Origin of the sequence: Pseudomonas sp. R45(2017), assembly GCF_002112305.1 — a bacterium.
GTDB lineage: Bacteria > Pseudomonadota > Gammaproteobacteria > Pseudomonadales > Pseudomonadaceae > Aquipseudomonas > Aquipseudomonas paraglycinae.
Window position 1 is genome coordinate 16,690 of the sequence record NZ_NEHH01000014.1, and the last position, 18,119, is coordinate 34,808.

General features: G+C 61.0%; 16 protein-coding genes. 10 read left to right on the forward strand and 6 right to left on the reverse strand.

From position 1 onward, the window contains the following. Positions 1-9 precede the first annotated feature (9 nt). The gene (locus CAF74_RS26635) at positions 10-1,500 is read right to left on the reverse strand and encodes an aldehyde dehydrogenase (protein WP_085748330.1); all 1,491 of its coding nucleotides are present in this window, start codon (positions 1,498-1,500) and stop codon (positions 10-12) included. 356 nt (positions 1,501-1,856) lie between these two features. Between CAF74_RS26635 and CAF74_RS26640 the strand changes: the two genes are divergently transcribed. The 5 genes from CAF74_RS26640 (at position 1,857) to peaD (ending at position 7,233) form a co-directional block, all read left to right on the forward strand. Further along, on the forward strand, positions 1,857-2,054 hold the full coding sequence (locus CAF74_RS26640) for a hypothetical protein (protein WP_007953098.1): 198 nt from the start codon (positions 1,857-1,859) through the stop codon (positions 2,052-2,054). A 603-nt stretch (positions 2,055-2,657) separates the two neighbouring features. Further along, entirely contained in the window at positions 2,658-4,238 is a 1,581-nt protein-coding gene (gene peaA / locus CAF74_RS26650) for a quinohemoprotein amine dehydrogenase subunit alpha (RefSeq protein ID WP_085748331.1), read from the forward strand. A gap of 94 nt (positions 4,239-4,332) precedes the next feature. Then, entirely contained in the window at positions 4,333-5,763 is a 1,431-nt protein-coding gene (gene peaB, locus CAF74_RS26655) for a quinohemoprotein amine dehydrogenase maturation protein (protein WP_085608195.1), read from the forward strand. Position 5,764: 1 nt separating this feature from the next. Further along, a complete protein-coding gene (gene qhpC / locus CAF74_RS26660; RefSeq protein WP_008016081.1) occupies positions 5,765-6,088 on the forward strand; it encodes a quinohemoprotein amine dehydrogenase subunit gamma in 324 nt (107 codons plus the stop codon). Positions 6,089-6,111: 23 nt separating this feature from the next. After that, positions 6,112-7,233, forward strand: a complete 1,122-nt coding sequence (gene peaD, locus CAF74_RS26665) for a quinohemoprotein amine dehydrogenase subunit beta (RefSeq protein ID WP_085748332.1) — start codon at positions 6,112-6,114, stop codon at positions 7,231-7,233. A 114-nt stretch (positions 7,234-7,347) separates the two neighbouring features. Here the strand turns inward: peaD and CAF74_RS26670 are convergent, their stop codons facing one another. Next, complete coding sequence (locus CAF74_RS26670) at positions 7,348-7,752, reverse strand: lysozyme inhibitor LprI family protein (protein WP_085748333.1); 405 nt, start codon at positions 7,750-7,752, stop codon at positions 7,348-7,350. 58 nt (positions 7,753-7,810) lie between these two features. Further along, entirely contained in the window at positions 7,811-8,728 is a 918-nt protein-coding gene (locus CAF74_RS26675; RefSeq protein ID WP_085748334.1) for an ADP-ribosylglycohydrolase family protein, read from the reverse strand. 196 nt (positions 8,729-8,924) lie between these two features. Between CAF74_RS26675 and CAF74_RS26680 the strand changes: the two genes are divergently transcribed. Then, positions 8,925-9,413: an SRPBCC family protein gene (locus tag CAF74_RS26680; RefSeq protein WP_039772808.1), complete on the forward strand. Its 489-nt coding sequence runs from the start codon at positions 8,925-8,927 to the stop codon at positions 9,411-9,413. After that, positions 9,406-10,221, forward strand: coding sequence for an aminoglycoside phosphotransferase family protein (locus CAF74_RS26685; protein ID WP_085748365.1), 816 nt, complete (start codon positions 9,406-9,408; stop codon positions 10,219-10,221). The genes CAF74_RS26680 and CAF74_RS26685 overlap by 8 nt, the downstream gene beginning before the upstream one ends. Before the next feature lie 289 nt (positions 10,222-10,510). On the opposite strand, the gene acnA is transcribed toward CAF74_RS26685, so the two are convergent. Beyond that, positions 10,511-13,252 (reverse strand): aconitate hydratase AcnA, encoded by a 2,742-nt coding sequence (gene acnA / locus CAF74_RS26690; RefSeq protein ID WP_085748335.1) that lies wholly within the window; start codon positions 13,250-13,252, stop codon positions 10,511-10,513. A gap of 221 nt (positions 13,253-13,473) precedes the next feature. On the opposite strand from acnA, the gene rlmM reads away from it, so the two are divergent. After that, a complete protein-coding gene (gene rlmM / locus CAF74_RS26695; RefSeq protein ID WP_085748336.1) occupies positions 13,474-14,547 on the forward strand; it encodes a 23S rRNA (cytidine(2498)-2'-O)-methyltransferase RlmM in 1,074 nt (357 codons plus the stop codon). Between the two features lie 65 nt (positions 14,548-14,612). Beyond that, complete coding sequence (gene tusA / locus CAF74_RS26700; RefSeq protein ID WP_011335204.1) at positions 14,613-14,864, forward strand: sulfurtransferase TusA; 252 nt, start codon at positions 14,613-14,615, stop codon at positions 14,862-14,864. 50 nt (positions 14,865-14,914) lie between these two features. Here the strand turns inward: tusA and CAF74_RS26705 are convergent, their stop codons facing one another. Beyond that, positions 14,915-16,324 (reverse strand): MATE family efflux transporter, encoded by a 1,410-nt coding sequence (locus tag CAF74_RS26705; protein ID WP_007953077.1) that lies wholly within the window; start codon positions 16,322-16,324, stop codon positions 14,915-14,917. Between the two features lie 180 nt (positions 16,325-16,504). Between CAF74_RS26705 and pdxB the strand changes: the two genes are divergently transcribed. Beyond that, a complete protein-coding gene (gene pdxB / locus CAF74_RS26710) occupies positions 16,505-17,647 on the forward strand; it encodes a 4-phosphoerythronate dehydrogenase PdxB (RefSeq protein ID WP_085748337.1) in 1,143 nt (380 codons plus the stop codon). A 57-nt stretch (positions 17,648-17,704) separates the two neighbouring features. Here the strand turns inward: pdxB and CAF74_RS26715 are convergent, their stop codons facing one another. Next, positions 17,705-17,884 carry a PA1571 family protein gene (locus CAF74_RS26715; protein ID WP_085748338.1) on the reverse strand — a complete coding sequence of 60 codons (180 nt, stop codon included), beginning with the start codon at positions 17,882-17,884 and terminating at the stop codon, positions 17,705-17,707. Positions 17,885-18,119: the final 235 nt, after the last annotated feature.

Genomic DNA, 18,119 nt, shown 5'->3' on the forward strand with positions numbered 1-18,119 from the left:
GCGCAGTCATTACAACTTGATCAACACCGACTTCAGTTCGGTGTAATGCTCGATCGCCGCATACCCCATCTCGCGCCCGATCCCGGACATCTTGTAGCCGCCAAACGGCAGCGCCGGATCCAGCGCGCTGTGGCAGTTGACCCACACCGATCCCGATTTGATCCGCGGAATCATCCGGTGCACCGCCGCCAGATCGTTCGACCAGATGCTCGCGCCCAATCCGTAAGGGCTGTCATTGGCCATGCGCAGCGCATCGGCCTCGTCATCGAACGGAATCGCCACCAGCACCGGCCCGAAGATCTCTTCCTGCACCAGCGAATGCCGCTGATCGACATCGACAATCACCGTCGGCTTGACGAAGAACCCCGGCCCGAACTGCTCGCCACCGCAGGCGATGGTCGCGCCGCTTTCCCGGCCCATTTCGATGTAGTTGTAGACCCGCTCCTGCTGGCGCGCGGAAATCAGCGGGCCCATATCGATGCTCGGGTCGAGGCCGTTGCCGAGTTTCATCGCATTGGCGATGTCGCTGATATCGGCCACCACATTGTCGAAATGCTTGCGCTGCACATACAGGCGCGAACCGGCGCAGCAGACCTGGCCCTGGTTGAAGAAAATCGCACTGGCCGCACCCGCCGCGGCGGTTTTCAGGTCGGCGTCGGCCATGACGATGGTCGGTGATTTGCCGCCCAGTTCCAGGGTGACCCGGGTCATCGAGTCCATGGCGATCTTGCCGATCTGCTTGCCGACGGCGGTCGAGCCGGTGAAGGTCAGCTTATCGACCAGCGGATTGTGGGTCAGGGCGGAGCCTGCGGTGATGCCGGTGCCGGTGACCACGTTGAACACGCCTTCCGGGTAACCCGCTTCCAGCACCAGCTCCGCCAGTTTCAGCGCGGTCAGTGGGGTTTCGTCGGCCGGTTTGAGCACCACGGTGCAACCGGTGGCCAGCGCCGGGCCGAGCTTCCAGCAGGCCAGCAGCAACGGGAAGTTCCAGGCGACGATGGCGCCGACCACGCCCACCGCCTCGCGCCGGATGAAGCTGTGGAACTGATCGCCGGGCATCAGCGGCAACGAAACGTCGACGCTGGAACCTTCGATCTTGGTCGCCCAACCGGCCATGTAGCGCAGGAAGTCGATGGCCAGTTGCACGTCCATCACCTGCGCCACCGCCGCGCTCTTGCCGTTGTTCAGGCATTCCAGTTGCGCCAGCAGCTCGGCGTCGCGCTGCATCAGGTCAGCGAGTTTCCACAGCAGGTTCTGCCGCTCGCGCGGACGGGTTCGGCTCCAGGCTGAATCATCGAAGGCTTGCCGGGCGGCGAGCACCGCGCGGTCGACATCTTCCGGCGTGGCGCGCGGTACCACGCACAGCACTTCACCGGTGGCCGGGTTGTGCAGCGGCATGGTCTGGCCGTCGGTGGCTTCGACCCAGTCGCCGCCGATCAGCATGCGTGGCGGGCGCTGGATAAAGGCCGAGGTGGCAGGGAGCAGATAGGGCAGGGGCATGGCGAAACCTCTTGTTGTTCGATGGGATCGAGAGGGGCTTTCGCAATGGTTGTGCCAAATGCTCGAAGGTGGCGCACAGCCCGGTTGCACGGGCGAAAGGAGGAAGAGTTTGAGTTGCAATGAGGGTGAATTTGTCTCAAAACGCGACACCCGTTGAGAAGCAAGATACGCGTCCTACAAAGCCAATCCAGCTGTCACGGAGCCTTGGCGAAATCGGGCCGTTTCAGGTGTAGGAAAAGTCGCGCGTCTGACAGTTTTTACCGACTGGTGGAGGCATGAGGTACGAGCTAAGTTGCTTGGTGTATAGGGTTTTCCTGCCATGGATTTGGCGGGTCAGTGTCTTCACAGGGATGTCGATGAACAACTTAACCATTCGATGGCTAACCAATTTTACGATGGGCGTGGGGACTGGATTTCTGGTGACAGGGATTGCGGCGCTATTGATCGGCGACTTGACCGATGTCGATACGATTCGGGCAGGTGCGTGGATGGCTTCAACCAGTTTTTTCGTAATCGTTACCTCATTCGGTGTTGCCATGATGGAGGGAAAATGATGGCGGCTTTAATTGTGGGGCTGTGGTGTATGGGCGTCAGTATGCTGCTCATGTATGCGTATCACCGGGATCGTCGAATTCAAGCGGCCCAGCGTGATTCCGCGGCATTGGCAGCCAAGGCCGGCGCCCACTGTGAATGCTCGATGGTTTGCAACCATTGTGGGCGTTACAAGGTTCACCCGGACAACTCTGTTCGCTAGGCGCGGGTAAACAACCAATACAAGAGCCCCGTCATTGGTGGGGCTTGTTTTCGTGCGGGTTCGGCAGGCGTCACTCTTCTGGAGGTTTTTCATGGGGGATACTGTCAGCTCCGGGTCATCTGTCGCGTGACGCAATGTCGCTGACGCCGCAACAACTATGCTTGTCTCAGACTGCAACAGCTGTCGCGAAATTGGACGCCGGCAAGCACCGGCGGCACCGCCACTTCGCCTTGATCTTCACGTAACTGCTTGATTGAAAAGCTTATCGGCAAGCTGGCACGCTCCGTGTATTGCTCACAGCAGACGTTTCGCTTGCCTCCGTTCGTGCATCGCCACGAACGGCAGAAACCATAAAAACGATAAGCCACAACAATAAGAAAGCACCGTGCGAGGTTCGACGTTGATGAAGAGAAAACTCCGATCAGGCATGAGCGCCAGCCTGCTGGCCGTGGCCGCTTGCGTGGCCCTGCATTCGCCGTACAGTCTGGCAGCCCGCGATGCCCAGACCATCCTCAAGGAAACCTGCCAGGGCTGTCACACCCCTGAAGCCGGCGACCAGTTGAGCCGCATCAGCCACCAGCGCAAGACCCCGGAAGGCTGGCTGATGAGCATCGCCCGGATGCAGACCATGCACGGTTTGCAGATCAGTGATGACGACCGTCGCACGCTGGTCAAATACCTCGCCGACACCCAGGGCCTGGCGCCCAGCGAAACCGATGGCGTGCGTTACGCACTGGAACGGCGGTTGAACACCGTCGAGCAGTTCGACGAGAAAACCGCGCAGATGTGCGGACGCTGCCACTCCGGCGCGCGGATCGCCCTGCAACGGCGTCCGGCTCAGGAATGGGAACGTCTGGTGAATTTCCACCTCGGTCAATGGCCGTCGCTGGAATATCAGGCCATGTCCCGTGATCGTGACTGGTTCGATATCGCCCGCAAGGAAATGGTCCCGCTGCTGGCCAAGCGTTATCCGCTGGACAACCCGGCGTGGCAGTCCTGGATCAAAACCGCACCGAAAGCGGAAGCTTTGGTCGGCGACTGGAGCTTCAGCGGCCACTTGCCGGGCAAGGGTGAACTGGCCGGCACCATGAGCGTCACCGCCGATGGCAGTGACACCTTCAAGGTCGCCGTCAAAGGTCAGTACGCCGACGGCAGCCCGTTCAACGGCGATGGCAGCGCAATCCTTTACAGCGGCTACGAATGGCGCGGCAACGTGACCGTCGATGGCGTGACCATGCGTCAGGTGTTCGCCGCACAAGGCAACGCCATGCAGGGCCGGATGTTCGAGGCCGAGCACGATGAGCGCGGTTTGGACTTTGTCGCCGCCAAACAAGGTTCGCAGCGTTTGCTGGCGGTGCAGCCAGGTTATGTGAAGGCCGGCAGCGAAACCGAAGTGACCCTGATCGGCAGCGGTCTGAGCGGCAAACCGAACTTCGGCAAAGGCGTGGACGTAGTCGAAGTGGTCGAGCAGAACGCCGACCGGATCAAGGTCAAAGTAAAAGCGGCAGCCAATGCCCAGCCGGGCCTGCGCGCGGTCAGCGTCGGCAGCCTGAAAGGCCCGAGCCTGTCGGTGTACAGCAGGATCGCCTCGGTCAAAGTGGTGCCGGAATTCTCGGTGGCACGGATCGGCGAGGGCGGCGGTTCGACGCCGAAAGTCCAGGGCCGCTTCGATGCCGAAGCCTGGGGCAAGGGTGCCGACGGCAAGCCGTATCGCATCGGCGTGTTCCCGGCGCAATGGAAAGTCGAAGCCTTCGACGAGCGCGCCAAAGAGGACGAGGACGTCAAGTTCGCCGGCACCATGCAGACCGACGCGGGCGTGTTCACCCCGGGCGATGCCGGGCCGAATCCGGCACGCAAGATGTCCACCAACAATGCCGGCAACCTCAAGGTGATCGCCGCCGTCGACGACGCAGGGAAATCCCTGACCGGCGAAGGCCACCTGATCGTCACCGTGCAACGCTGGAACAATCCACCCATTCCCTGATGTTGAAACGTGAGTTGAGCTGAGCGACAGCGATTCAGACACTTTTCGGAATGACCGCAAGTCCCCCAAGCGGGGCTTGCACAGGAGGTTTGCAATGGGCGCTATCTTGAATCTGGTCGAACGTAATCTGCACGAAGTGCACGTCGACGCCGACCGCATGCTGTTCCACATCCCCAGCAGTTCGCTGTTCGCCAGCGATGAACTGACCGGGACTATCATCGATGCGTTGCGCGGCCCCGGTTGCTCCTCGGAAGACCTGATCCAGCGCCTCGGCGCGCGGTTCAACGGCGAGGAAATCAACGAGACCCTGCGCGAGCTGATTTCGCTGGAACTGGTCAGCGACGGCTCGCCGCTGACGCCGGACATCGCGGTCAAACGTGTCGAGCGCACGGCGATCAACACCGTGGTGCTCAACGTCAACACCGGCTGCAACCTGAGCTGCACCTACTGCTACAAGGAAGACCTCGACAAGCCGTCCGCCGGCAAGAAGATGGACGTCGAAACCGCCATCGCCTCGGTGGAAATGTTGCTGCGTGAGTCCCCCGACGAAGAGCGGTTCACCGTGGTGTTTTTCGGCGGCGAGCCGCTGAGCAATCGCAAGCTGATCGAGTACATGGTCGATTACTGCGAAAAGCGGTTTGCCGAGGCCGGCAAGTTCGTCGAGTTCGTGATGACCACCAATGCCACGCTGCTCACCGAAGAAACCGTGGACTACCTGAATGCCCACCGCTTCGGCTTGTCAGTGAGCATCGACGGACCGAAAACCGTGCACGACCGCAACCGCATCACCGTGGGCGGGCAGGGCACCTATGACGTGGTGCGGCGCAAGGCTGAAATGCTGCTTTCGCGTTACAACAGCCGTCCGGTCGGTGCGCGGGTGACCCTGACCACGGGCGTCACCGACGTTGAAACCATTTGGGATCACCTGTTCAACGAGTTGGGGTTTGCCGAGGTCGGATTTGCTCCGGTGACCTCCGGCGATATCAGCAGCTTCAACCTGACCACTGACGAATTGATCGAAGTCTTTGCCAGCATGAAACGCCTCGGTCGGCGTTATCTGGAGGCTGCGCTGGAGCACCGCAACATTGGTTTTTCCAACCTGCATCAGTTGATCACCGATATCCACGAAGGCCACAAAAAAGCCCTGCCGTGCGGTGCCGGATTGAAGATGCTGGCGGTCGATCACAAGGGCGAACTCAACCTGTGCCATCGCTTCACCGGCTCGTCGCTGCCGACCTTTGGCAACGTCCACAGCGGCGTTAAGCAGGTTGAGTTGAACGACTTCCTGTCCCAGCGCCTGGATCGCACCAACACCGGTTGCCATGACTGTCAGATCCGCAACCTGTGCTCCGGCGGCTGCTACCACGAGAGTTATGCCCGCTACGGCGATCCGGCGCACCCGACTTATCACTACTGCGAACTGATGCGTGACTGGGTCGACTTCGGCATTGAGGTCTACACCCGGATCATGGCCAACAACCCTGCGTTCATCAGCAGCTACATCACTCCGCGCAAGGCTCACTGATATGAAACATCTCAAGGCAATCAATAACAAAGCGTTGAAGCTGGATCAGGCCGCGGACGAGAACCGCATCGAAGAAGTGGTGGCGATGAGCTCCGTCGCCGGCTGTGCCTCGACCACCGACCCGGGTTGGGAAATCGATGCGTTCGGCGGGGTGTCGTCGCTGTGCCAGCCGATGGAGGCTGACCTCTACGGCTGCTCCGATCCGTGCTGGTGGCCGGCTCAGGTGCCGGACATGATGAGCACCTACCCGGACTGGAACAAGGATGCCCAGGCGTCCAACGACAACTGGCGCAACCTCGGCACTGTCTTCCCGAAAGACAAGTGATCGCTAAGAAGAAGGATTCCAGCATGCCTAGCCTCAACAAAGCCTGCGGCCTTGCCGCACTCGCGGTTCTGAGCGCCTGTTCGCTCCCGGTTCTGGCCGATGAGAACACCGCGCTGCAAGACGGTCACGAGTACATGTTGACCACTAACTATCCGAACAACCTGCACGTCATCGACCTGGCGACCGACAGCCTGTACAAGACCTGCAAGATGCCTGACGCCTTTGGCCCCGGCACCGTGCAGCTGTCGCCGGATCGCAAGACCGCGTACGTGTTGAACAACCATTATGCCGATGTTTACGGTGTCGAACTGGACAACTGCAAGCAGGTGTTCCACGCCAGCATCACCCAGCAGCCGGGGGAAAAGGCGCGCTCGATGTTTGCTTTCACCGTCAGTCATGACGGCAAGGAGCTGTACACCATCGCCAACCCGACCCAGATGCTCAATGATCGCTACGAGGTCAAACAGCCGCGTCTGGATGTCTACGCCACCGACGCCGGGATGGACGCCAAACCGGTGCGCAGCTTCCCGGCGCCACGGCAGTTGACGATCATGCAGAGTGGCGATGACGGCACGCTCTATGTGGCTGGCGCTGATGTGTACAAGGTCGATGTGAAGAGCGGCAAGTTCGACGTGCTGATCCCCAGCCGTCACTGGAAACGCCCGAACTACAGCGCGCCGGACGTGCTTTACGTGTGGAACCAGCAGACTTACCGCCACGATTTCTCGCTGCTGTACACCGCCGCCAGGTTCAAGGACAAGAAGCAGGACCCGGCCACCGCTGAATACCTGTACGGCTTGTTCAGCGTCGATCTGAAAACCGGCAAGACCGAAACCACCGATTTCGGCCCGCTGACCGAGATCTACTTCAGCGGTATGCGCTCGCCCAAGGATCCGAACCTGATGTTCGGCGTGCTCAATCGTCTGGCCAAGTACGATATCAAGCAGAAAAAGCTGATACAGGCGGCGACACTGGACCATTCCTACTACTGCATTTCGTTCAACAAGGACGGGAGCAAGATTTACCTCGCCGGGACGTTCAACGACGTGGCGATCTTTGACGCCGAGACCATGAAACAGACCGGCAGCATCAAATTGCCGGGTGGGGATATGGCGATTACCACGGCGCAGATTTTTGTTCGGTAATTAGCGGCGTCAGGGATGACGCCTTCGCGAGCAAGCCCGCTCCCACATTTGAAATGCGGTTCAAATGTGGGAGCGGGCTTGCTCGCGAAGGGGCTCTCTAAACCGCCCCGAAAATCAGGCCCCGGGCACTGGGCAGCTCATGTCACCTTCTTCGCATTTCAAATACTGTTTGAGCGCCTCGGTTCGCGTTTTTGTCACCGAGGCGATGCAATTGTTGTAGATCAACGGATAAACACTCCCGCCTGCCACGCCGGATGCCGAAAACTTGCACTCGGCATCGCGAAAGCCGATCCACGCCCGTTGCGCGCTCACCAGCAGTTTTTTGCCATCAGGGTTGTCCTTCAACCGGGCGGTAATCTGCTGATAAACCGTGTTCAACTCCCTGTCCGCCGCCTTGTTTTCCTGCGCAGCGCACTGATTCATCGTCGCCTGATCGCTGGCACTGGCGCAGTCCACGGCAGCGTGAGCAACAGAAGTGAAAAGAAAGGGTGTCAAGGCCAGAAGCAGGCGTGGGGACATGAGTCATCTCGCTTTGGTGAATGAACGTGCCGGGCAGTTTAGCGACTTCGTGGCGCCATCAGGATTTGTGCTGTCTCGATGCGTTGAGCAACCGTTCGGCAGTCGCGGCAATTTCCTCTCCGTCATGCAGTTTTTCCAGCCATCCAAACGGGATTCCCTGCACGCCGTAATGGGCGCCGGCCAACTGGCCGACGATGGCAGCCGTGGTGTCCGCGTCATCGCCCAGATTCGCCGCTTGCAGGACGGCCGCGGCAAAGCTGTCGGTGTGCTGGAAGCACCATAACGCCGCTTCCAGCGATTCGACGCAGTAACCACTGCCGCGAATGTCGCGCTCGGTTTTGTGCAGGTACTCGCCCCGGGCAATCGCCGCCACCTTGGGCTGACTGAAGGCTGTTTGCGGCAGGGTGCGCAGTTGCGCTTTCGATGCGCCTTCCAGGGCCTTGCCAAGCAGTTCGGCAAACAGCTGGCAACATTCGATGGCCTCGGGCGCCGCGTGCGTGGTGCGTGAACTGTCGGCGGCGAATCGCCAGGTTTTCCGGGCATCGGGGAAATAAAACAGCACCACGGGCACCAGTCGCATCAACGAGCCGTTCCCGGCGCTGTAGGGATCGGTGTAGCCGGCAAACGCCTCTCCGGTGTGTTGATAGCGATCCAGCGCCTGACTCACGGTCATGCCAATATCAAAACATTCGCCGGTCGAACTCAGATAGCCCCATTGCCACCAGTTCAGATAGCGGCCCATCTGGTCAGCGGCATCGAAGCCGTTTTTGTTCAGCAGACTTTCCGCCAGGCACAACGCCATCGAGGTGTCGTCGGTCCATTGGCCGGGCTTCAGGCGAAACGGCCCGCCACCGACCATGTCGGTCAGGGGCTGGAAGCTGCCGCGCGGCTGGAATTCGACGGTGGTTCCCACGGCATCGCCGCAGGCCAGGCCGAGGAGGGCGCCACGGTAACGTTCGGGGAGAGAAGGCTGCATGATGACGTCCTTGTGTCGTTCAGTTCGCTGCGAACGTTATCAGTTTCGCAGCGCTGATCCGTGCGCATTCTGACGAACCGGCGCCGCAAAATACTGCCGGATATTTCAATCAGACCTGACCGTTGCACCGGATTGATACAACTTCGGATTGGACATGTGGTCATACAAGCCTACTGTTCAAAACAGGAGGTGACGTATGAAACCAGTACCCAACAGCTTTGAACGTAAAATCATGCTCAGGTCGCCGCGCTCCCATGTCTGGCGCGCCCTGGTCGATGCCGAAGCGTTCGGCCAGTGGTTCGGCGTTGCGCTGGAGGGCCGGCGGTTTATCGCCGGCGAATGGACGCAGGGGCAGGTCACATACCCCGGTTATGAACATGTGCTCTGGAACGTGCTGGTGGAGCGGGTCGAGCCGCAGCAACTTTTCTCCTTCCGCTGGCATCCCTATGCGGTAAATCCGAAAATCGACTACTCGCAGGAACCGACCACCCTGGTCAGATTCGAACTGCAGGACTACGAGAACGGCACGCTGCTGAAAGTCTCCGAGTCAGGTTTTGCACACATTCCCGACGTGCGTCAGAAAGAGGCGTACTACATGGACAGTCGGGGCTGGGAGGAACAGTTGAGTCGACTTGAGCACTTCCTCGCGGAGAGTGACCGGGCCCGCGAGCGTGAAGGTGGCTGATCCCGACCTGTTCACGCCGTGGCTGGAACGCTGGGCGCTGGCGCCGGACGGCGAGCCGATCATCACCCCGGGCAGCCGCCTGTTGCCGGTGCGTCAGGACGATACTCCGGCGATGCTGAAAGTCGCGGTGGACGACGAAGAAAAATACGGCAACCTGCTGATGACCTGGTGGGACGGCGACGGCGCCGCCCGGGTGCTCGCCCATCACGACGAAGGCCTGTTGCTGGAGCGGGCGATGGGCCAGCGCTCGCTGATGCACATGGCGCTCAACGGCGAGGACGACGAGTCCACGCGGATCATGTGCCGAGCGCTGGCGCGCCTACACGCACCGCGACCAACGCCGCCACCGCCGTTAGTGGAACTGACGCCTTGGTTCGCTTCATTACGAGTGGCCGCAGCCCGATACGGCGGCCCATATGCCGATTGCCTGCAAACCGCCCAGGCCTTGCTTGCCGAACCGCAGGATGTGGTGGTGTTGCACGGCGACATGCACCACGACAACGTCCTCGATTTCGGCCCACGGGGCTGGCTGGCCATCGACCCCAAGCGGGTGCAGGGCGAGCGCGGTTATGACTATGCCAACCTGATCTGCAACCCGGAATTGCCCACCGCCACCGACCCCGAGCGCTTTCGGAGACAAGTCGACGTGATCTGCGAAGCAGCGGGAATCGAGCGAAAACGCCTGCTGCAATGGGTACTGGCGTTCGCCGGACTGTCTGCCGCATGGTTTCTGGAGGATGACGAGCAAACTGCGGCAAAAGGGCAGCTGAAAGTCGCGCAGCTGGCGGCTTCTGCGCTCGATGCCTGACACGTCTAAGGGTTTTCGGAAGGCCCGCTATAGCGAATGTCTTACACGCGATGGTAGCTATTTCGACTATTGCCGATTGGATCCACAGCGTAATCTAGCCTCATCAACTGAAGCACAGGGAGTGTTTCAGGATCACGGATGATCGACCATTAGCAAGGATCGCTGCCGACAGGGAGTCGATAATGGTCTTGGGAAAAACCCGCTTCGGCGGGTTTTTTTTCGTCCACAGGAAAGTGCCGTGCCCAAACAGAAACACCGCCAATTGGCGGTGTTTCTGCATCTGCAGGTTTTACGAGGCGATCAACTGGCGCAACACGTAATGCAGGATCCCGCCGGACTTGAAGTACTCCACCTCGTTCAGGGTGTCGATGCGACACAGCACTTCGATTTTCTCCTGACGCCCGTCTTCACGGGTGATAACCAGGGTCAGGTTCATCCGTGGCGTCAACTCGACACCGCTCAGCCCCTGAATATCCAGGGTTTCCTTGCCGGTAAGGTTCAGGCTTTTGCGGTTCTGATCCAGCTTGAACTGCAACGGCAGCACGCCCATGCCCACCAGGTTGGAACGGTGAATCCGCTCGAAGCTTTCGGCGATCACCGCTTTCACCCCCAGCAGATTGGTGCCCTTGGCCGCCCAGTCGCGGCTGGAACCGGTGCCGTATTCTTGCCCGGCAATCACCACCAGCGGCGTGCCTGAGGCCTGATAACGCATGGCCGCGTCGTAGATCGCCAGTTTCTCGCCGGTCGGAATGTAGATCGTGTTGCCACCTTCTTCGCCGCCGAGCATTTCGTTGCGGATACGGATGTTGGCGAAGGTGCCGCGCATCATCACTTCGTGGTTGCCCCGGCGCGAACCGTAGGAGTTGAAGTCCCGTGGCTCGACGCCTTGTTCGCGCAGGTAACGCCCGGCCGGGCTGTCTGCCTTGATGTTGCCGGCGGGGGAGATGTGGTCGGTGGTCACCGAATCGCCCAACAGCGCCAGCACTCGCGCACCTTTCACATCGGCGATCACCGGCAATGGCCCGGCAATGTCGTCGAAGAACGGCGGGTGCTGGATGTAAGTCGAATCCGCCTGCCAGACGTAGGTCGCGGCTTGCGGCACTTCGATGGCTTGCCACTGTTCGTCACCGGCGAACACTTCGGCGTATTCCTTGTGGAACATTGCGGTGTTGACCTGATTCACCGCGTCGGCGATTTCCTTGCTGCTCGGCCAGATGTCACGCAGGTACACCGGGTTACCTTGCTGGTCGTTACCCAGCGGTTCGCTGCTGATATCGGTGCGCACAGTGCCGGCCAGGGCGTAGGCGACCACCAGCGGCGGTGACGCCAGCCAGTTGGTTTTCACCAGCGGATGCACCCGGCCTTCAAAGTTGCGGTTGCCGGACAGCACCGATGCCACGGTCAGGTCGGCTTTCTGGATGGCTTTTTCGATCGGTTCCGGCAGCGGTCCGGAGTTGCCGATGCAAGTGGTGCAGCCGTAACCCACCAGTGAAAACCCGAGCTGGTCGAGGTACTGCGTCAGCCCGGCGGCCTTGTAGTAATCGGTGACCACTTTCGACCCCGGTGCCAGCGAACTCTTCACCCACGGCTTGCGGGTCAGGCCCTTTTCCACGGCTTTTTTCGCCAGCAGGCCGGCGGCCATCATCACGCTGGGGTTGGAGGTGTTGGTGCAGGAGGTGATCGCGGCAATCACCACGGCGCCGTTTTTCAGGCGATAGGTGTGGCCGTCGTACTCGTAGTCCGTTTCGCCGACCAGATCGGCATTGCCCACCGCCACGCCACCGCCGCCTTCGCTTTCCAGGCGTCCTTCTTCCTTGCTGGTAGGTTTGAATTGCAAGTCGAGGAAGTCACTGAACGCCTGGCCGACATTCGGCAGCGAGACACGGTCTTGCGGACGTTTAGGCCCGGCGAGGCTGGCTTCGACGCTGCCCATGTCCAGCGCCAGGCTATCGGTGAACACCGGTTCCTGACCGGGCAGGCGCCACAGGCCCTGAGCCTTGGTGTAGGCCTCGACCAGTTTCACCACTTCAGGCGGACGGCCGGACAGGCGCAGGTAGTCGAGGGTCACGTCATCGACCGGGAAGAATCCGCAGGTCGCGCCATATTCCGGAGCCATGTTCGCGATGGTTGCGCGGTCGGCGAGCGGCAGGTCGGCGAGGCCGTCGCCATAGAACTCGACGAATTTGCCGACCACGCCTTTCTTGCGCAGCATCTGGGTCACGGTCAGCACCAGGTCGGTGGCGGTGATGCCTTCCTTGAGCTTGCCGGTGAGTTTGAAGCCGATCACTTCGGGAATCAGCATCGACACCGGTTGCCCGAGCATCGCCGCTTCCGCCTCGATCCCGCCGACGCCCCAACCGAGTACGCCGAGGCCGTTGATCATGGTGGTGTGAGAGTCGGTGCCGACCAGCGTGTCGGGGAAGGCATAAGTGCGGCCGTCTTCGTCCTTGGTCCATACGGTGCGGCCGAGGTATTCGAGGTTGACCTGGTGGCAGATCCCGGTGCCCGGCGGCACCACGCTGAAATTGTCGAACGCACTCTGGCCCCAGCGCAGGAAGGCGTAGCGTTCGCCGTTGCGCTGCATTTCGATGTCGACGTTCTGTTCGAAGGCGCTGGCACTGGCGAATTTGTCGACCATCACCGAGTGGTCGATCACCAGATCCACCGGCGACAGCGGGTTGATTCGTTGCGGATCACCGCCGGCCTTGGCCATAGCGGCGCGCATCGCGGCCAGATCGACCACGGCGGGAACGCCGGTAAAGTCCTGCATCAGCACGCGGGCAGGGCGGTACTGGATTTCGCGATCGGAGCGGCGCTCCTTGAGCCACGCGGCAATGGCCTTGAGGTCGGCGCCGGTGACGGTTTTTTCATCCTCCCAGCGCAGCAGGTTTTCCAGCAGGACTTTCAGCGACATCGGCAACCTGTCGAGATCGCCCAGGGTCTTGGCGGCATCCGGCAGGCTGAAATAGTGGTAAGTCTTGTCATCGACTTTCAGGGTTTTCAGTGAATTCAGACTATCGAGGGACGGCATTACGATCACTCCTTTGAGTCCGCACGGCTACGGACTGAGGGGACGGGCAGAGCTATCAACGTAGCCCTGTTTTCAGTAGCTGGCTAATAACTGGACTCTATGGGCAAGTCCAAGGTTCCGACATGGGCTATCATGCGCCGGTTTTCGTGACAGGCTTTGCTTCAACGCAGGTCTGGGCATCGCGCAGGGGATGAATGATCGCCCTCTGCCCAGGAGTAAGAATGAACACCCTATTCATGCATTGCCGGCCAGGCTTCGAAGGCGAAGTCTGCTCGGAGATTTCCGACCTCGCCGCCCGACTGAACGTGGCCGGCTACGCCAAGGCCAAACCAGCCACCGCTTGCGCCGAGTTTGTCTGCACCGAAGAAGACGGCGCCGAACGCCTGATGCGCGGTCAGCGTTTCGCCGAGCTGATCTTCCCGCGCCAGTGGGCGCGCGGTTTTTTCATCGATCTGCCGGAAACCGACCGCATCAGCGTGATCCTCGCGCACATGGCGGAATTCCCGGTCTGTGGCAGCCTGTGGCTGGAAGTCGTCGACACCAACGATGGCAAGGAGCTGTCGAACTTCTGCAAGAAGTTCGAAGGCCCGCTGCGCAAGGCCCTGACCGGCGCCGGCAAACTGGTGGAGGACGCCAGCAAGCCGCGTCTGCTGCTGACCTTCAAGAGCGGCCGTGAAGTGTTTCTAGGTCTGGCCGATGCCGGTAACTCGGCGATGTGGCCGATGGGCATTCCGCGTCTGAAGTTCCCTCGTGAGGCGCCGAGCCGTTCGACCCTGAAGCTGGAAGAGGCCTGGCACCACTTCATCCCGCGCGATCAGTGGGAAGATCGCCTGCACAGCGACATGACCGGCGTCGACCTCGGCGCGGCGCCGGGCGGCTGGACCTGGCAACTGGTCAATCGCGGCATGCTGGTGACCGCCATCGACAACGGCCCGATGGCCGAAAGCCTGATGGACACCGGTCTGGTGCAGCACTTGATGGCCGACGGTTTTACCTTCAAACCTAAGCAACCGGTGGACTGGATGGTCTGCGACATCGTCGAGAAGCCGGCGCGCAATGCCGCGATGCTCGAAGAGTGGATCGGCGAGGGGCATTGCCGGGAAGCGGTGGTCAACCTCAAGTTGCCGATGAAGCAGCGTTACGCCGAAGTGAAGCGCCTGCTCGAACGCATCGCCGACGGTTTCAAGGCCCGCGGGATCAAGGTCGACATCGGCTGCAAGCAGCTTTACCACGACCGCGAGGAAGTGACCTGCCATTTACGCCGCCATGACGTGAAGAAAGCCAAAGCCCGCTGAGCGCGCGACAGGTGACCGAACACCCGGCATTGGGCGACAATGCCGGCCAGTTTCAGGAGTGAATCATGAGTGAAATGATCAATACGCCGGTCGACGGCACCCTCGACGCTACGGGCCTCAACTGCCCGGAGCCGGTGATGATGCTGCACCAGCACATCCGTGACCTGGTGCCCGGCGGCCTGCTCAAGGTGATCGCCACCGACCCGTCGACCCGTCGCGACATCCCCAAGTTCTGCGTGTTTCTCGACCATGAACTGGTGGGGCAGCACGAAGAAGCCGGGACCTATCTGTACTGGATTCGCAAGAAGTCCGGTTGATCGGAAGGCAAAAAAAAGACCTGCATGTGCAGGTCTTTTTTTATGGCCGGTCAGCCCATCGAACGGCTGATGCGAATGCGTTTGCGTGCACTGCGCGTCAGGCGGATCGACAGCATCAGCGCCGCGCAGCTCAGGCCGACGATCAGGCCTTCCCACAAGCCGCTCGGGCCGCGTGGCTCGCCGAGCCAGTCGGTCAGGCCGAGGGCGTAACCTACCGGCAGGCCGATGCCCCAATAGGCGAACAGGGTCAGGATCATCGTCACGCGAGTGTCCTGATATCCGCGCAACGCACCGGCGGCAGTAACCTGAATCGCGTCGGAAAACTGGAACAGCGCCGAATACACGATCAGCATCGCCGCGATGTGAATCACCATCGGATCCGACGTGTAGATCGCCGCAATGTGTTCGCGCATCAGCAGCATCATGCTCGCCGACAGGCAGGCGTAGGCCAGCGCGGTGCCCATGCCGACACCTGCGGCGAAACGTGCTTCACGGGGTTCTTCACGGCCCAGAGCCTGGCCGACGCGCACGGTCACGGCCATGCCCAGCGAATACGGAATCATGAACACCAGCGAGCTGACGTTCAGCGCGATCTGGTGCCCGGCCACCACGGTGGCGCCGAGGCTGCCGATCAGCAGCGCGATCACCGCGAAAATGCTCGACTCGGCAAACACCGCGATGCCGATCGGCAGACCGATGGCCAGCAAACGCTTGATCACCGCCCATTGCGGCCAGTCGAAACGGCTGAACAGTTCGCTCGACTTGTAGGCCGGCGCCCAGCGCTCGTAACCGGCCAGACCCAGTGCCATCACCCACATCACGATGGCTGTAGCCCAGCCGCAGCCGACGCCGCCCATGGCCGGCACGCCGAAGTGACCATAAATGAACACGTAGTTCAGCGGAATGTTCAGCGCCAGACCGCACAGACCCAGCACCATCGCCGGGCGGGTACGACCGAGGCCGTCACTGGTGCAGCGCAGCACATGGTAGAAGGCCACCGCTGGCAGGCCGCTGGCGATGCCGTGCAGGTATTGCATGCACGGGCCGATCAGTTCCGGATCGACTTTCATCAGGTGCAGGATCGGTTCGGCGCTGAACAGCATGGTGGTCGCCATCAGTCCGACTACCAGAGCCAGCCACAGGGCCTGACGCACGATCGGGCCGATTTCGCTGTGAGTGCCGGCGCCGAAGCGCTGAGCGACTTTCGGCGTGGTGGCCAACAGGGTGCCGGTCATCAGCAGGAACACCGGCACCCAGATCGAGTTGCCCAGCGCCACAGCCGCGAGATCCTTCGGCCCGACGCGCCCGGCCATCACCGCATCGACGAAGCCCATGGCGGTGGTCGCCAGTTGCGCGATCATGATCGGCAGGGCCAGGCCGAGCAGATTCTTCAGCTCCAGGCGAACCCGGGCAGGGCGGTTGAGGGAAACGGCAGCGGGGCGGTCGGTCACGGAATTCACAGGCAAAGCGTCCACAGGGGTTGATGCGCAAGGCCGGGCATTCTACGCCGCTGACGTTGTGGTCAGGAAAAATCCTCTGTTGCGGATTTGTAATCGCCTTCGACCGATCAAGAAAGAACAGCCTGCTGGCTCATCGCAGTCCCAGCGCCTACACTGCCGATCCGCCCAAGGAGCCCCGCCATGCTGATTGTTGCCGACGAAAATATCCCGCTGCTCGATGCCTTTTTTGCCGGTTTCGGTGAGATTCGCCGAGTACCGGGCCGTTCCATCGACCGGGCCACGGTCGAACAGGCCGATGTATTGCTGGTGCGCTCGGTGACCAACGTCAACCGCGCACTGCTTGAAGGCAGCAAGGTGCGTTTTGTCGGCACCTGCACCATCGGCACCGATCATCTGGATCTCGATTACTTCAATGAGGCCGGGATCACCTGGTCCAGCGCGCCCGGCTGCAATGCCCGGGGCGTGGTTGATTACGTACTCGGCAGTCTGATGACCCTGGCTGAAATCGAAGGTGTCGATTTGCGTGAGCGCACTTACGGTGTGATCGGCGCCGGTGAGGTCGGCGGTCGCCTGATCAAGGTGCTCAAAGGCCTGGGCTGGAACGTGAAAGTCTGTGACCCGCCGCGTCAGGCGGCCGAGGGCGGCGACTATGTCAGCCTGGAGCACGTCATCGCGCAGTGCGACGTGATCAGCCTGCACACCCCGCTGACCCGCAGCGGCGACGGCGCGACCTGGCATTTGTTCGACGAGCAGCGTTTGCAGCAGCTCAAGCCCGGCGCCTGGCTGATCAACGCGGCTCGCGGTCCGGTGGTGGATAACAACGCGTTGCGCGAAGTGCTGCTGGAGCGTGAAGACTTGCAAGCGGTGCTCGATGTCTGGGAGGCCGAGCCGCAAGTCGATGTCGCGCTGGCCGAACTCTGCGTGCTGGCAACGCCGCACATTGCCGGTTACAGCCTCGACGGCAAACAGCGCGGCACCGCGCAGATCTATCAGGCGTACTGCGAATTTATCGGTGAGCCCGCCAGCATTCAGCTCGGTGATCTGCTGCCGGCACCATGGTTGTCGGAAGTTTCCCTGCATGCCGACAGCGATCCGGCCTGGGCGCTGGCGATGTTGTGCCGTGGCGTGTACGACCCGCGCCGGGACGACGCGGATTTCCGTCGCACGCTGCTGGGCAGCGTCGGTGAGCAACGTGCCGCGTTTGATTTGCTGCGCAAACAGTATCCGTCGCGACGCGAGATCGAAGGTTTGAAAGTGCGGATCGACGGTGATTCGCCGGCCTTGCGCCAGATCGTGACCGCGTTGGGCGCTGTGGCCGTATAAACAGCGGGCAGAAAAAACCCGGCCTGCAGGGGCCGGGTCAGGAAGACGGTGGCGATATCACTCTTGTTCGGCAGGCTTGACCAATCGCTTCTCCAGTTCGCGGCAGGCGTCCTGGATCATGTCTTCAGTGATTGGCACTTCGCGCCCATCCTTATCGATGATCGAGCAACCCAGAGGTTGGCCGGGCTTGGTGCGGATCACTTCAATTCTGTCATCGCTGCTGTTTTGCAAGGACATGGCCTGTCTCCTCATCAGGTTGTGTGCCTAGATTAAAACCGTCAGGTGACCAGGCTGTGACAACTCCCTGCGGTCGGTCCGGAACGGCATCTCCACTCAAACAGAAATGACCGTCTGTCTCAACCCGGACCTTAGACCAATAGCATCTAGGGAGTAGTCGGACCGGTCATATTTAACCTGACTCATTGTGATTTACAGAGTTCCACCCCATTTGAGTCTGTAGGCTGGCCCTATC

Excerpts from the sequence above, each read along its gene's own strand:
- CAF74_RS26635 (WP_085748330.1), bottom strand. The coding sequence starts at position 1,500 with ATGCCCCTGCCCTATCTGCTCCCTGCCACCTCGGCCTTTATCCAGCGC.
- CAF74_RS26640 (WP_007953098.1), top strand. The coding sequence starts at position 1,857 with ATGAACAACTTAACCATTCGATGGCTAACCAATTTTACGATGGGCGTG.
- peaA (WP_085748331.1), top strand. The coding sequence starts at position 2,658 with ATGAAGAGAAAACTCCGATCAGGCATGAGCGCCAGCCTGCTGGCCGTG.
- peaB (WP_085608195.1), top strand. The coding sequence starts at position 4,333 with ATGGGCGCTATCTTGAATCTGGTCGAACGTAATCTGCACGAAGTGCAC.
- qhpC (WP_008016081.1), top strand. The coding sequence starts at position 5,765 with ATGAAACATCTCAAGGCAATCAATAACAAAGCGTTGAAGCTGGATCAG.
- peaD (WP_085748332.1), top strand. The coding sequence starts at position 6,112 with ATGCCTAGCCTCAACAAAGCCTGCGGCCTTGCCGCACTCGCGGTTCTG.
- CAF74_RS26670 (WP_085748333.1), bottom strand. The coding sequence starts at position 7,752 with ATGTCCCCACGCCTGCTTCTGGCCTTGACACCCTTTCTTTTCACTTCT.
- CAF74_RS26675 (WP_085748334.1), bottom strand. The coding sequence starts at position 8,728 with ATGCAGCCTTCTCTCCCCGAACGTTACCGTGGCGCCCTCCTCGGCCTG.
- CAF74_RS26680 (WP_039772808.1), top strand. The coding sequence starts at position 8,925 with ATGAAACCAGTACCCAACAGCTTTGAACGTAAAATCATGCTCAGGTCG.
- acnA (WP_085748335.1), bottom strand. The coding sequence starts at position 13,252 with ATGCCGTCCCTCGATAGTCTGAATTCACTGAAAACCCTGAAAGTCGAT.
- rlmM (WP_085748336.1), top strand. The coding sequence starts at position 13,474 with ATGAACACCCTATTCATGCATTGCCGGCCAGGCTTCGAAGGCGAAGTC.
- tusA (WP_011335204.1), top strand. The coding sequence starts at position 14,613 with ATGAGTGAAATGATCAATACGCCGGTCGACGGCACCCTCGACGCTACG.
- pdxB (WP_085748337.1), top strand. The coding sequence starts at position 16,505 with ATGCTGATTGTTGCCGACGAAAATATCCCGCTGCTCGATGCCTTTTTT.
- CAF74_RS26715 (WP_085748338.1), bottom strand. The coding sequence starts at position 17,884 with ATGTCCTTGCAAAACAGCAGCGATGACAGAATTGAAGTGATCCGCACC.